This window comes from Paraburkholderia oxyphila NBRC 105797 (assembly GCF_000685075.1).
Taxonomy (GTDB): domain Bacteria; phylum Pseudomonadota; class Gammaproteobacteria; order Burkholderiales; family Burkholderiaceae; genus Paraburkholderia; species Paraburkholderia oxyphila.
The window spans coordinates 1-14,552 of the sequence record NZ_BAYD01000096.1 but is presented as its reverse complement, the minus strand read 5'-3'; the positions used below and the strand labels follow the sequence as shown (position 1 = coordinate 14,552).

General features: G+C 65.5%; 13 protein-coding genes. 9 read left to right on the top strand and 4 right to left on the bottom strand.

Translation table 11 applies throughout. The features are described from left to right. Window positions 1-17: 17 nt before the first annotated feature. On the bottom strand, window positions 18-836 hold the full coding sequence (locus BO1_RS37585) for an ABC transporter ATP-binding protein (protein ID WP_028221977.1): 819 nt from the start codon (window positions 834-836) through the stop codon (window positions 18-20). Further along, window positions 830-1,864 carry an ABC transporter permease gene (locus BO1_RS37580; RefSeq protein ID WP_028221976.1) on the bottom strand — a complete coding sequence of 345 codons (1,035 nt, stop codon included), beginning with the start codon at window positions 1,862-1,864 and terminating at the stop codon, window positions 830-832. Before BO1_RS37580 ends, BO1_RS37585 begins: the two co-directional genes overlap by 7 nt. A 468-nt stretch (window positions 1,865-2,332) precedes the next feature. Between BO1_RS37580 and BO1_RS37575 the strand changes: the two genes are divergently transcribed. Beyond that, window positions 2,333-3,601: an acyl-CoA dehydrogenase family protein gene (locus BO1_RS37575; protein WP_043288231.1), complete on the top strand. Its 1,269-nt coding sequence runs from the start codon at window positions 2,333-2,335 to the stop codon at window positions 3,599-3,601. A 60-nt stretch (window positions 3,602-3,661) separates the two neighbouring features. Here the strand turns inward: BO1_RS37575 and BO1_RS37570 are convergent, their stop codons facing one another. Then, entirely contained in the window at window positions 3,662-4,783 is a 1,122-nt protein-coding gene (locus tag BO1_RS37570; protein ID WP_028221974.1) for a sigma-54 interaction domain-containing protein, read from the bottom strand. Beyond that, on the bottom strand, window positions 4,780-5,994 hold the full coding sequence (locus tag BO1_RS37565) for an acyl-CoA dehydrogenase family protein (protein WP_407670048.1): 1,215 nt from the start codon (window positions 5,992-5,994) through the stop codon (window positions 4,780-4,782). Before BO1_RS37565 ends, BO1_RS37570 begins: the two co-directional genes overlap by 4 nt. A 330-nt stretch (window positions 5,995-6,324) precedes the next feature. Here BO1_RS37565 and BO1_RS37560 point away from each other — a divergent pair, with 330 nt between their 5' ends. From BO1_RS37560 to BO1_RS37525, 8 genes are all read left to right on the top strand, one after another. After that, window positions 6,325-7,518, top strand: a complete 1,194-nt coding sequence (locus BO1_RS37560; protein WP_028221972.1) for an acyl-CoA dehydrogenase family protein — start codon at window positions 6,325-6,327, stop codon at window positions 7,516-7,518. 264 nt (window positions 7,519-7,782) lie between these two features. Further along, entirely contained in the window at window positions 7,783-8,364 is a 582-nt protein-coding gene (gene msuE, locus BO1_RS37555) for an FMN reductase (RefSeq protein ID WP_028221971.1), read from the top strand. 31 nt (window positions 8,365-8,395) lie between these two features. Then, entirely contained in the window at window positions 8,396-9,499 is a 1,104-nt protein-coding gene (sfnG, locus tag BO1_RS37550) for a dimethylsulfone monooxygenase SfnG (protein WP_028221970.1), read from the top strand. A gap of 76 nt (window positions 9,500-9,575) precedes the next feature. Next, complete coding sequence (locus tag BO1_RS37545) at window positions 9,576-10,355, top strand: ABC transporter ATP-binding protein (RefSeq protein WP_028221969.1); 780 nt, start codon at window positions 9,576-9,578, stop codon at window positions 10,353-10,355. Window positions 10,356-10,368: 13 nt separating this feature from the next. Then, window positions 10,369-11,250, top strand: coding sequence for a branched-chain amino acid ABC transporter permease (locus tag BO1_RS37540; RefSeq protein WP_028221968.1), 882 nt, complete (start codon window positions 10,369-10,371; stop codon window positions 11,248-11,250). Between the two features lie 10 nt (window positions 11,251-11,260). Then, the gene (locus BO1_RS37535; protein WP_028221967.1) at window positions 11,261-12,292 is read left to right on the top strand and encodes a branched-chain amino acid ABC transporter permease; all 1,032 of its coding nucleotides are present in this window, start codon (window positions 11,261-11,263) and stop codon (window positions 12,290-12,292) included. Window positions 12,293-12,396: 104 nt separating this feature from the next. Beyond that, window positions 12,397-13,716: an ABC transporter substrate-binding protein gene (locus BO1_RS37530; RefSeq protein WP_028221966.1), complete on the top strand. Its 1,320-nt coding sequence runs from the start codon at window positions 12,397-12,399 to the stop codon at window positions 13,714-13,716. Window positions 13,717-13,718: 2 nt separating this feature from the next. Further along, on the top strand, window positions 13,719-14,522 hold the full coding sequence (locus BO1_RS37525; RefSeq protein ID WP_028221965.1) for an ABC transporter ATP-binding protein: 804 nt from the start codon (window positions 13,719-13,721) through the stop codon (window positions 14,520-14,522). Window positions 14,523-14,552 lie beyond the last annotated feature (30 nt).

The window sequence follows — 14,552 nt, the reverse complement described above, 5'->3', positions numbered from 1 at the left end:
CTTATCGAATTCCGGGTTCAGGCTTCGAGCCCGAGTTGCGCGAGCACGCCGCGACGCAACTCGACGAGTGCGGGATCGTCGCGATGGCGCGGATACGGCGCATCGTTGCGAACTTCGGCGACGATGCGCGCCGGCCGCTCGCTGAACACGATCACGCGGTTGGCCATGACGAGCGCCTCTTCCACATCGTGCGTGACGAACAGCACGGAAAAGCGCGCGCGCTGCCAGAGCGTCACCAGCTCCGCCTGCATGCGGATCCGGGTAAGCGAATCGAGCTTGCCGAACGGCTCATCGAGCGCGAGCAGAGCGGGATCGTTGACGAGGCCGCGCGCAAGCGCCGCGCGCTGCGCCATGCCACCGGAGAGCTGATGCGGCCAGGCGTGGGCGAACTTCGTGAGGCCAACGAGTTCGAGCGCGGCATCGATGCGCCGCTGCGCGTCCGGTGCCGTGCGGGCGCGCAGCGCGCCCTGCGCCTGTGGCCCGATGGCGACGTTCTCGCGCACGGTGCGCCAGGGAAACAGCGTCGGGTCCTGGAACACGAGCACGCGCGAGGGATCCGGTCCCGCGACCGGCGCGCCGTCCGCCTCGACGGCGCCCGCGCGAGGTTTATCGAGTCCCGCGACGAGCCTCAGCAGCGTAGACTTGCCGCAGCCGCTCGGGCCGAGCAGCGCGACGAACTCGCCGGGCGCGACGGTGAGGCTCACGTCTTCGAGCACGGGCAGCAGGTCGCCACGCAGCGCAAAGCCGTGGCTCACATGGCGAATGTCGATACGCGCGCCCGGGCGCTGCGGGTTGGCGTGCGGAGCGTTCGCGGCCGCTTCGATCGTGGCTACCATTTGAGCAAACCCTTTTGCCAGCCGAGCAGGCGGTCGCGCACGCGAAATAGCAAAGTGATGAGCCCCGAGCACATCAGCGCCATCACGAGCAGTCCCGCGTACATGTTGGAGTACGCAGCCCATCCCTGCGCCCATTGCAGATACCAGCCCAGGCCCGCCTTTACGCCCATCATCTCGGCGACGATGAGCACCGAAAACGACGCGCCGAGCCCCATGAAGAGCCCCACGAACACGGAAGGCAGCGCAGCGGGAATCGCGACCCGCAGGATCAGGAAGCCGGCGCGCGCGCCGAGCGTGCGCGCGACGTCGTAGAACGCCGGGCTCACGGCCGCCACGCCCGACCACGTGAGCACGGCCACCGGGAACGCCGAAGCGAGCGCGATGAGAAAGACACTCGCGCTGAAGCTCGAGGGAAAGAAGAAGAACGCGAGCGGCAGCCAGGCGGTGGCCGGCAGCGGCCCAATGAGCCGCAGCACGGGATGCAGCCAGTATCCCACCGTGCGTGACCAGCCGATGCTCACGCCCACCACGAAGCCCGTCGCCGCACCGATCGCATAGCCAAAAGCAAGCAATCCGAACGAATGCGCCACGCTCGATGCGAGACGCGGGTAGTCGTCGAAGAACACCGCGATCAGCGCCTCGGGTGGCGCAAAGAACGGCCGCGGCAGCCATTCGAGCTTGGCCGTCACGATCTCCCAGACGCTCACGCCGAGGGCCAGCGCGAGTAGCCATGGCCCCGCCGCGCGCCAGCCGCGCTGCGCCGCACCGGCAACCGCTGATGCGGCTTCAGTTGTGCGACGCGTGCGCCAGGCAATCAGCAACGAGGCTGCGGCGATGAACAGTTCGAGGGCGAGCAGCGCGTCCGTATGTGGCCAGTCGTCGAGGCTCGGCCAAAGGCGCGTCACTGCCGCCGCACCGAGCCATGCCAGCGCGGCGAGCGCGCCCGCCAGGCCCCTCGCGCCGGCACTTTTTTGCGCAGGCAACGGCTCGTGCACCGCGAGATCGAGCGCTTGCGTATGGCTAGACATGAATGCTTCCTCCTTGTGTGACTGCCGTGAGATCGGCCGCCCTCGCGCCGCTTGCCGCCGCCGTCCCGCGACCGCGCTGCCGGACGCCGCGACGAACGCACCAAGCAGCCGCCGGCGCAGATAAAACGACGGTGAAACGGCGTTGGGCATCGGTCCTCGCCTGCAATGTCCATGCAAGCGTAACGGCGAACCGGCATCCTGAGAATTATTCTATTTATATATGTTTATCTAGCAGGATTATTTATGCATTGCATGATTAGATGTGCTCATGCGAATTTGGCCCGCCCAACGTTGCACGCCCAGCAGCGACGAAACAGCACCTTGCTGCGCATCCAGCAACTTTCCACGCCGTTCCGGTCTTCCTTGTCGATCCAGGGACGATGTCATCGCCTGGCACAGGTCCTGCTCCATTACCCTCGCAGCATGGCCCGCCCCGGGCCATGGTTCATGCCGACGCCTGGAGCGCTTATGACCACACTGAACCCCACCGAAACCACGCCGGACTCCTCATCACTCTCTCGCGGCACCGACTACGAAAGTCTCGCAGCACGCTTTCGTCCCATCTTCGCGCGCATCGCCGCCGGCACACTCGAGCGCGAGCAGTCCCGCGCCCTGCCCTACGAGCCGGTCGAGTGGCTCAAGAGCGCCGGGTTCGGCGCCGTCCGTGTGCCAGTCGCCTATGGCGGCGCGGGCGCGTCGCTGCCGCAGCTGATCCAGTTGCTGATTGAGCTCGGCGAAGCCGATTCGAACCTGCCGCAGGCGTTGCGCGGCCATTTCGCGTTCGTCGAGGATCGTCTGAATGCCGCGCCGGGACCCGCGCGTGACATCTGGTTCCAGCGCTTCGTCGCGGGCGAGATCGTCGGCAACGCCTGGACGGAAGTCGGTGACGTCGCCATCGGCGACGTGATCACCCGCGTGTCTCGCGACGGCGAGCGGTGGGTCGTGAACGGCGAGAAGTACTATTCCACGGGCACGATCTTCGCCGACTGGATCGACGTTTTCGCGCGCCGCGACGACGACGGCCGCGACGTGATCGCCGCAGTCAGAACGCATCAGCCAGGCGTAGCGCGCAGCGACGACTGGGACGGCTTTGGTCAGCGTTCCACGGGCAGCGGCACGACCCGATTCGAGAACGCCCACGTGAGCGAGGTCGACATCATCGACTTCTCGACGCGCTTCAAGTACCAGACGGCCTTCTATCAGCTGGAGCTGCTCGCGGTACTGGCCGGCATCGGCCGCGCCGCGCTGCGGGACGTCTCGCTTGAAGTGCGCGCACGCCGGCGCATCTTCAGCCACGGCAATGCGTCGTCTGTTGCGAAGGATGCCCAGGTGCAACAGGTCGTCGGGCAGATCGCGGCGCGCGTCTTTGCCGCCGAGGCCACGGCCGTGCGCGCCGCCGCGGCTTCCCAGCGCGCCTATGAAACGCGCTTCGGCGACGACCGCCAGGCCGAGCACGACGCGAACATCGCCGCCGAGCTCGACTCCGCGCGCGGACAAGTCGTCATCGCGGACCTCATCCTGCAGGCGACCACGAAACTCTTCGACGCGCTCGGTGCCTCGGCGACGAGCGAATCGCGACGCCTCGACCGGCACTGGCGCAACGCGCGCACGGCTGCCTCGCACAATCCGCTCATCTACAAGGAGCGCATCGTGGGCGACTGGGAGATCAACGGCACCGAGCCGCCCTATGTCTGGCAGATCGGCAGTGGCCCGGTCCAGTCCCAAGTCGCAGCGTGACAAACGGTTCACGGCGATGGGCGGCATGCTGTCACCCATCGCCGGAACATGCCTTGCACGCTATTTAAGTGCCGCGATTTCTCTCGCACGAATCAGGCGCGCACGCAGCACATTGCGGCTGATGCCGAGAAGCCGCGCCGCCTGGATCTGGTTGCGGTGGCTGAACTCGAAGGCGACCCGTATGACGGTATCCTCGATGTGCTCGAACAGGTTTTCGTGCGCCTCGTTGAACAGGTCGCGCAGTGCGGATTCAAGCGTTTGCTGCGTAACAGGCGACGCAGACGGTGCGGCCATGCCGGCGCCACCGGGACATAGCGCGCTGAACGAGGCGATCTGCAGATCGCCCTCCTGCAGCATGTCCTGCCGGCTCACGAGCAGCGCCTGATGAATCACGTTTTCGAGCTCACGGATATTGCCCGGCCAGCTGTGGGTCTGGAGCCGATGCTCGGCACGCGGATCGATGCCGTGCGACCCGTAACCGAGCCGGCCGCGATAGTCCTCGATGAAGTACCGGGCGAGCGGCAGGATGTCGCCTGGCCGCTCGCGCAATGCGGGAATCGCCAGCTGCACGACGTTCAGTCGATAGAACAGGTCTTCGCGGAAATGCCCCGCAGCCACGGCGTCCTGCAGATGCACGTTGGTCGCGGCAACGACGCGCACGTCGATCGGTATGCTCTTGCGCGCGCCGAGCCGCACGACCTCGCGCTCCTGCAGCACACGCAGCAGCTTCACCTGCATCGAAAGCGGCAGGTCGCCAATCTCGTCGAGGAACAGCGTCCCGCCATTGGCCGCTTCGAACCAGCCCGGCTTGGCGCAGAATGCGCCCGTGAATGCGCCCTTCTCATGGCCGAACAGCTCGCTCTCGACGAGCGTCTCGGAGAAGGCGCCGCAGTTCACGGCCACGAACGGCGCATCCGCACGACGGCTGAGCGCATGCACGTGGCGCGCGATCAGCTCCTTGCCGGTGCCGGTCTCGCCGGCGATCAGGACGTTCGCATCGCTCGGCGCCACCATGCGGATGCGCTCGAGCAGCGCGAGCGAGCGCGGGTCGACGAACACCTGCGCGCGGGCGCGGATCGATGTCGTGAGCGAACGCCGGTTGGGCAGCGTCAGGACGGAGGCAGGGCCCGATGCTTCGGCCTGCGCCTCCTCCAGCCATGCGTGCGGGGGCGAATGGTTCATGAGTAGAAGCTCGGCGTTGGATAAGATCGCTTGAGTGCCCATTCGCCCAACTCGCGGATCTTGTACGCGAGCGGATCGTGCAGCGTATGGGTGCGCAGGTTGCGCCAGTGCCGGTCGAGCCGCAGCGCCCCATGTGTGGCGCGTGCGCCGGCCACATCGAACATCCGCGTGCAAAGCTCGAGACCCGTTCGCGCGGCGGCCACCCTGGCGCTGGCCACGGCGAGCGCCAGTTCACCGCGCTCCGCCCCGGTCAGCGCCGTGTCGCGCGCCCAGGCCGCGTCGAGCCGCTCGGCGGCACGGCCGGCCAGCAGGCGCACCGACTCGAGGCCAATCCAGAACTCGCCGTACTGGCCCAGAATGTACGGGTCATCGTCGGTGCTTGCGACCTTCGAGGCAGGCCACGGGCGCGCCTCGTTGAGCGTGTAGTGGCGCGCATCGTCGAACGCGGCCTCGGCGATGCCCAGATAGACATTCGCCAGTATCAGCTGCGCGATGAGGGGCCTGACGCACGCGAACGGCGTCGTCAGCGGGCCAGGATTCGACAGCACCTCGTGATGCTCGACGCGCACCTGCTCGAACGTGACAGTCCCGCTATCGGTCTGGCGCTGGCCAATGTTGTCCCAGTCATCGGAAATCGAGATGCCGCTCCGCTGGGTCGGCACAGCGGCAATGAGCAATGCCCGGGTGTCGGCGTCGCGTGCCGAGACGATCATCATCTCCGAATCGAGTGCGCCCGAGCAGAAGCTCTTCTGGCCACTGAACTCGCGCCAGCCGGCCTGCGTGCGGCTGATCGTGCGTTCGTCGAGCGGGTTCAGTGCATTGCCCCAGAACCACCGGTGGCGCGCCGTCTGCCCGAACCACGACTCCCACTGCGATGGCGCGCCAAACAGACGGACCGTGGCGAGCATCAGGTGATGAAAGCCGAACACATGCGCGAGCGAGCTGTCGGCCCGCGCCAGCGTGCGCACGACGTCGAGCGTGGTGCGCCAGCTCGCGCCGAGGCCGCCAAAGGCAACAGGAATGCTCAAGCCCAGCAGCCCGCTCGCACGCAGCGCGTCGCGTTCGGCCTTCGGCGTACCGCCTCGCGCATCGCGCTCAGCGGCCGTCTTCGCGAACCCGGCGGCGAGTTGCTCCGCCGTTTGCCGCAGCGTCGCGGGTTGCTCGAGGCCCGGTGACGGGCGCGGTTCGTCGATGCTGATTGTTGTTGACACGGATCGAGTGGGCACCATGAACGTATGCATGAGTCATGGCAGCGCGGCCGCGCTCATCAAGAGACGCCAGCACGCTGCTGGTTGAGCAGCAAGTGTCGATCGTTTTGCTCCCCACCGGAAACATCGATTTTTCATATCCAAAGTCGCGCTGCTGCACTGGCAGCGGCAGGGTCTCGAGCACCGCCTCTGCGGCAGCAGCTTGCTGCCCGACTGCTGTTCAGCCAGCACGCCCGCAGGCTTCAAGGGACTCATGCGGCGCTCAGGAAGGTGGTACGCAGCGTGCTTTGAACGCCCCATATCGATTTCCACTTTTATCAGGAGAATCCAGTCATGAAGCACGCCGGCGCCGAGATCAATCATGCAACCGCCCCATGGCACGACGCGCTGGAGCACGTCCTCCGCGAACTGGCCCGGACTGCCGTGGTACGTGACCGCGCGGGCGGCTGCGCGCGGCACGAACGACAGTTGCTGCGCGACAGCGGCCTGCTCGCGCTCAGTGTCCCGCATGACCTCGGTGGCTGGGACGCGGACTGGCGCGCCACGCTCGACGTCGTGCGCCGCATCGCGCGCGTGGATAGCTCGCTGGCCCACCTGTTCGCGTTTCACCATCTGCAACTCGCGACCGTGCGTCTGTTTGGACGTCCCGAGCAATGGCAGCCGTGGATCGAAGAATCGGTGCTACGGCGCGAGTTCTGGGGCAACGCACTCAATCCGCTCGACAAAGGCACGCGCGCCGAGCCGGACGGGAACGGCGGCTACTGGTTCACGGGAAGCAAGCGCTTTTGCTCCGGCGCGACGGATTCGGACAGGCTGCTTGCGTCCGCCTTCGATGCCGGCGGCCGGCTGCTGATCGGCGTGGTGCCGACCCCGCGCGAAGGCATTGCAGTGCTCGACGACTGGGACAATATCGGCCAGCGCCAGACCGACAGCGGCACCGTCACATTCGAGCGCGTTCACATCGCGCGTGAGGAACTGCTGGCCGACCCGGGACCGCTTTCTACCCCGTATGCATGCCTGCGTCCCCTGCTCGCGCAGTCGATCCTCGCGCATATCTATCTCGGCATCGGCGAGGGCGCGCTGGCCGCGGCCCGGGAGATGACGCTCGCCAGCCCGCGCCCGTGGATCTCGTCACCCGCGCCCAGTGCACGCGAGGACCTCTATGTTCTCGCACACTACGGCGATTTCTGGCTCGCGCTCGAAGGCGCGCGCGCCCTCGGCGAGCGCGCCGCGAACGCACTGGACTCGGCCTGGCAGCGTGGCCCGGCACTCACCGAAGACGAGCGCGGCACTGTCGCGATTGCGGTGACTGCCTTCAAGGTGGCCGCGTCGCGCGCGGGCCTGGAGGTGGCCCATCGCCTGTTCGAAGTGACGGGTGCGCGGGCGACCACCGCCGAACTCGCGCTGGACCGCTATTGGCGCAACGTGCGCGTGCATACGCTGCACGACCCGCTCGACTACAAGGTTCGCGAGCTCGGCGACTGGGCGCTCAACGACCGCCTGCCGACACCCTCGTTCTACTCCTGAGAGCGCAAACGCTGCTGACTGGGAAGCAATGATTCAGCAGCCCTGTCGCCTGTCATTCATCGTTTTGCGGAATATCGTCTGCATGACGAAGCAGATTGGCTTATGAAAATGCGATGACTGCCCTGCAGGCCCTTTGCCGTGAACGAAGGCGCCATTGCACGCCGTTGCTTCGATGCCGATTGAATCGATTGGCACAGTCCTTGCCTTTACTGAGTTCAAGCGGACCGTTTGAGTCCATGTCGATTTCACACACAAGGAAAGTTCATGAGCAAACCCCTCAAGGTCGTGGCGGTGTCGGGCAACCTGAAGCGGCCCTCACGCACGCTCACGCTGACCGAGGCGCTGCTGGCCGCGTTGGGCGCCGTTTTGCCGATCGAGGCACAGATCGTCGAGCTCGGCGAGATCGGCTGGCAGCTCTCGGGCACGGCGACACGGGCCGACGTACCCGCCGCAGTCGAGCAGCAGATCCGCGCCATCGAAGCCGCCGACGTGCTGATCGTGGCGAGTCCCGTCTATCGCGCCTCGTATGCGGGGCTCTTCAAGCATCTGTTCGATCTCGTCCATCACGAGGCATTGATCGATGTGCCGGTGCTGCTCGCGGCCACCGGTGGCAGCGAACGCCATGCACTCGTCATCGATCACCAGCTCCGGCCGCTCTTCAGTTTCTTCCAGGCGCGCACGTTGCCGATCGGCGTGTACGCCTCCGAAAGCGATTTCCGCGACTACGAAATCGCGAGCCCGGCCCTGCGCGAGCGCATTGCGCTCGCCATCGATCGCGCCGCGCCGCTCGTGCGAGCGGTCGCGCCCTCGACCACGCACTCGACTGCGGCTTCGCTCGCCGCATAAGCACCGACACTTTTTCGATCAGGATCCTCTCATGAGCCTTCCCAACATCTCCGCCGATGCCGTCAAGTTCGCTTACTGGGTGCCCAACGTCAGTGGCGGTCTCGTCGTCAGCACGATCGAGCAACGCACCGACTGGAGCCTCGAATACAATCAGCGCCTCGCACAGACCGCCGAGCGCGCCGGTTTCGACTATGCGCTAAGCCAGATTCGCTTCACGGCCGGCTACGGTGCCGAATATCAGCACGAATCGGTCTCGTTCAGCCAGGCGCTGCTGCACGCCACCACCAGACTCAAGGTGCTCGCGGCGATCCTGCCCGGCCCGTGGCATCCGGCGGTAGTCGCGAAGCAGCTGGCCACCATCGATCACATTTCGAATGGCCGCATCGCGATCAACGTCGTAAGCGGCTGGTTCAAGGACGAGTTCACGGCGCTCGGCGAACCTTGGCTCGAACACGACGAGCGCTATCGCCGCTCGAACGAATTCATCCGCGCGCTCAAGGGCATCTGGACCGAGGACAACTTCACGTTCAAGGGCGACTTCTACCGCTTCAACAACTACACGCTGAGCCCCAAGCCCGTGCAGAAGCCGCATCCGGAAATCTTCCAGGGCGGCAGCTCGCGTGCTGCGCGCGACAACGCGGCAAGTGTCTCGGACTGGTACTTCACGAACGGCAACACGCCCGAAAACCTGAAGGCGCAGATCGACGACATCCGCGAAAAAGCGGCGAAGAACCATCACAACGTGAAAATCGGCGTGAACGCGTTCATCATCGCGCGCGACACCGAGGAAGAAGCACGCGCCGTCCTTGACGACATCATCCGGCACGCCCACGTGGAAGCCGTCAACGCGTTCGGCAGCGCCGTCAAGCAGGCGGGCCAGGCCTCGCCCGAAGGCGAAGGCAACTGGGCGAAGTCGACGTTCGAAGACCTCGTGCAGTACAACGACGGCTTCCGTACGAACCTGATCGGCACGCCGCAGCAGATCGCCGAGCGCATCGTCGAGCTGAAATCGATCGGGGTCGACCTCGTGCTGGCTGGCTTCCTGCATTTCATCGAGGAAGTCGACTATTTCGGCAAGAAGGTATTGCCGCTCGTGCGCGAGCTCGAAAGCCAAAAGCAGGCTGCCGTTGCCTGATCCGGACCGGCGTGCGTGGTCGACTGCCAGCCGCGCGCGCCAGACGAAACCAGGCGGCATCCTCGAGGGACATCGCATGACTCAAGCTGCACCGCCCTTGCTCACCCTCAGTGACATTTCGTTGTCCTTCAAGGGTGTCTCGGCCATCACCGATATCGGTTTCGAAGTTGAGCAAGGAGAGATCTGCGCGTTGATCGGTCCAAATGGCGCGGGCAAGAGCTCGCTGCTGAACGTGATCAATGGCGTTTACCGGCCACAGCGGGGAACCGTGCATTTCGACGGGCAGGCGTACCGGCATATGGATCCTTACCGGGCCGCCCATCGCGGCATCGCCCGAACGTTCCAAAATCTCGCCCTGTTTCGCCGCATGAGCGTCATCGACAACGTGCTCACGGGACGCAACCTCCATCGCCGCAGCACGTGGATCGAACAGACGCTGCACGTGGGCCGCGCGCGGCGCGACGAGGCCTCGCAGCGTCAGCACGCCTGCCGCGTGATCGAAGCGCTCGATCTCGCGCGCTACCGCGACACCGTGGTCGGCACCCTGTCGTATGGGCTGCAAAAGCGGGTCGAACTGGCCCGCGCGCTGGCCGCGGAACCGAAGCTGCTGCTGCTCGACGAGCCGATGGCCGGCATGAACGCTGAGGAAAAGCATGCGATGGCGGGCTACGTGCTCGACGTCAATGCGCATTTCGGCGTCACGGTGGTGCTGATCGAGCACGACATCGGCGTCGTCATGGGTGTCTCCGATCACGTCGTCGTGCTCGACTATGGCAAGAAGATCGCCGACGGCAAGCCCGACGAAGTCCGCACGAATCCGGACGTGCTGGCCGCCTATCTCGGCACGCGACATTGAGAGGTCTGAGGTTATGCAATTTTTCTTCGAGGTACTCGTTGGCGGCTTGCTGGCCGGCGTCATGTACTCGCTCGTCGCCATTGCCTTCGTGCTGATCTACAAGGCGTCGGGCATCTTCAACTTCGCCCAGGGCTCGCTCGTGCTGTTCGGCGCGCTGACCTATGTGAGCCTCGTCGAGCGCGGTCTGGCACCCTGGCTGTCGTTCGCGGCCACCCTGGCGGCGCTGATCGTTGTCGCCGTGGCAACGGGACGCCTCGTGTTGCGCCCGCTCGTGAACCGCCCGCCGATCGTGCTGTTCATGGCGACGCTCGGCCTGAGCCTGATACTCGAAGGCGCGGCGCAATTGTTCTGGGGCGCCCAGGTGCACGGCCTCGATCTCGGCATCGACGACAAGCCGCTGCATCTCGCGGGCGTCATGGTCAGCCGGTTCGACCTGTTTGCCGCCGCCACGGCCGGCGTCCTCGTGATCGCGCTGTCACAGCTCGCGAAACGCTCGCGCTTCGGGCTCTCGCTGCGCGCCGTGGCCGACGATCCGCTCGCGGCATTCGCGGTTGGTATCCGGCTGCCGCGCGTCTGGGCGATCGTCTGGGCACTGGCCGGCTTCGTCAGCCTCGTGGCGGGCTTGCTCTGGGGCGCCCGGCTTGGCGTGCAGTTCTCGCTTTCGCTCGTCGTGCTCAAGGCCCTGCCTGTGCTCATCATCGGCGGCTTTTCGTCGATTGGCGGCGCGATCGCCGGCGGTCTGCTGGTCGGCGCGAGCGAGAAGCTGGCCGAAGTCTACGTGGGCGCCCTCGTCGGCGACGGCATCGAGAACTGGTTTCCCTATCTGCTAGCCATGCTGTTCCTGCTCGTACGCCCGGTCGGGCTGTTCGGCGAGCCGGCGGTCGAGCGCATCTGAGGAGTCCATCATGGAACTGACTGCCACCACCGCGCCGCGCCGAAACCCGCTGCGCCAGTTAATCGCGCCGCTAGCGGCCGCGCTGGTCGTGTTCATCGGCGTGCCGCTGTGGGCCAGCGACTACTGGCTCAACGCGATTCTCGTGCCCTTCCTGATCCTCTCGCTCGCCGGGCTCGGCCTGAACTTCGTGACGGGCTATGCCGGACAGCTCTCGCTGGGCGCCGCGGCCTTCATGTCGGTGGGCGCCTACGCGACCTATAACCTGCTCGTGCGCGTTCCGGCCCTGCCCCTGCCGGTGGATCTCCTGCTCGGCGGACTCGTGAGCGCCGCAGCCGGCGTGCTGTTCGGCCTGCCGAGCCTGCGCATCAAGGGCTTTTACCTGATCGTCTCGACGCTGGCTGCGCAATTCTTCGTCGTCTGGCTGTTCACGCGCGTGAGCTGGTTCTCGAACAACGATACCTCCGGCGTGCTGAGCGCACCGCAGCTGGGCATCGGCCCCTGGCGGATCGACTCACCCGTCTCGCGCTATCTGTTCGTGCTCGGCACGACGCTGCTGCTGTTCGCGTTCGGCGCCAGTCTCGTGCGTAGCGAGCTGGGCCGGCGCTGGATGGCGGTGCGCGACATGGACACGGCCGCACGCGTCATCGGCATCCCCACCGGCCGCACCAAGCTGCTCGCGTTTGCGCTGAGTTCCTTCGTGCTTGGCATCGCAGGCGCGCTGTGGGCGTTCGCGTATCTCGGCACAGTGGAGCCAGACGGCTTCAACCTCAACCTGTCGTTCCAGATCCTGTTCATCATCATCATCGGCGGCATGGGCAGTATCAGCGGCAACTTCCTCGGGGCGGCGTTTATCGTGCTGCTGCCGATCCTGCTGTCGAACGCCGCCGGGATGCTCGCCCATATCGGCATCGGTGAAGATCAACTGCAGAACCTCCAGAAGATCGTATTCGGCGGTCTCATCATCGTCTTCCTGATCAAGGAGCCCGACGGGCTCGCCCGGCTCGTGCAGGTCGCCCGCCTGCGCTGGCTGAAAAGATCCTGATCGCCCACGGTCAATCCATTTTCTTTTTCATCATATCAATCAGGAGTCCACATAGTATGAAAATCGATCGCTTCCGTAACCACCACCGCGCAGCCTGGGGAAAAATGGCTGCTGCATTCGCTGCGGCGCTTGTCCTTGCGAGTACGGTTCCTTCCCAGGCTCGCGCGGCCGGCGAGGAATACTTTCCGCTACAGAGCTATCGCGTCGGCCCCTACGCCGCAGGAGGCAGCGGCTTTTTCGGCGGATTCATCGACTACCTGCAACTGATCAATGCGCGTGACGGCGGGGTCAACGGCGTCAAGCTGGTCTGGAAGGAATGCGAAACGGAGTATGTCGTCGAGAAAGGCGTCGAATGCTACGAGCGGCTCAAGAACAGCGGGCCGGACGGCTCGCCGGCAGCGGCCACCAATCCGCTTTCGGTCGGTATCGCCTATGCGACGCTCGACCGCTCGACGGCCGACAAGATTCCGCTCGTCACGATCAACCATGGCCGCACCGATTCGACCGATGGTGCCGTGTTTCCGTACGTCTTCCCGCTCCAGCTCAACCCGTATAGCGAAGTCTCGGCGATCATCAACTACATCGGCCAGCGCTCGGGGGGACTCGCCAACCTGAAGGGCAAGAAGATCGTCGTGCTCTATCACGGCTCTCCCTACGGGCGGGAAACGATTCCTGTCGTGGATCTGCTCGCGAAAAAGTACGGCTTCGAAGTGACGCAGATCGAGGTACCGCATCCCGGGAATGAGCAGGGATCGCAGTGGCTCAAGATCCACCAGATCAATCCCGACTGGGTGATCCTGCGCGGCTGGGGCGTGATGAACCCGGTTGCACTGAAGACCGCGCAGAAGGTGGGCTACCCGTCCGATCACATCATTGGCAATATCTGGAGCAATTCCGAGGAGGATGTCCGGCCGGCCGGCGACGCCGCCAAGGGCTACATCTCGATCACGACACACCCGTCAGGCACCGGCTACCCTGTCCTGCAGGCGATCGACCAGTACGTGATCAAGCCCGGCAACGGCAACCTCAAGGACCCGTCGCGCTTTGGTACGGTCTACTACAACCTCGGCGTCGTCAACGGCATCCTCAACGTCGAGGCGCTGCGCGTCGCCCAGCGCCGGTTCGGGAACAAGCCGTTGACCGGAGAGCAGGTGCGCTGGGGCTTCGAGCATCTCGATCTCGACGACGCCCGCCTCAAGCAGCTCGGCGCACTGGGCCTCGTGCAACCGCTCAAGCTGTCATGCGCGGACCACGAGGGCGGCGGCGCCGTGCGCTTCCAGCAGTGGGACGGACAGAAATGGAACGTGGTCAGCGGCTGGGTCGAAGCTGATCGTGCGAGCCTGCGCCCGCTCATCGAAAAATCCGCACTCGCCTATGCGAAAGAAAAGGGCATCACGCCGCGCGATTGCAGCAAGGAGCTTTGAACATGAGCCGCCCACCGATTCTGCAGGTCGATGATATCGCCGTGACCTACAGCCAGATTATTCCGGCGTTGCGCGGCGTGTCGCTGATGGTGCCCGAAGGCGAGATCGTCGCACTGCTCGGTGGCAACGGCGCCGGCAAGACCACCACACTCAAGGCGATCTCGAGCCTCGTTCACGCCGAGCGCGGCGAGCTGACGGCAGGGCGTGTGGTCTACCGCGGCGTGGAGGTGACGCGCAGCGAACCGTGGACGCTCGTCGAGCAAGGTCTCGTACAGGTACTGGAAGGACGCCGGTGCTTCGCCCATCTGAGCGTCGAGGACAACCTGCGGCTAGGCGCATTCGTGCTGCGGCCCACGCGTGCCGAAATCAATGCCGCGCTGGAGCGGGTCTATGCCTTCTTTCCGCGCCTCAAGGAACGCCGCCGGACGCTCGCGGGCTACACCTCCGGCGGCGAGCAGCAGATGGTGGCGATTGGCCGCGCGCTGATGGCGCGCCCGGCGCTGATGTTGCTCGACGAGCCATCGATGGGCCTCGCACCGCAGGTGGTCGAGGAAATCTTCGAGATTGTCGCCAGGCTCAACCGTGAAGAGGGCGTGAGCGTTCTGCTGGCCGAGCAGAACGCGACGGTCGCGCTGCGTTATGCGCAGCGCGGCTATGTGCTCGAGGGTGGGCGCGTCGTCTCGCATGGTGCGGCGACCGGACTTGCGCGGCTCGACGCATTGAACGACGCGTATCTGGGCGGCGCGCCTGTCGACTACCGGGCGGCGCGTCGCGCCAGACACGAGACAGAACACTCGGTGGCCTGACGTGCGCGCTCGCCAGACCTTTTGCTGCGC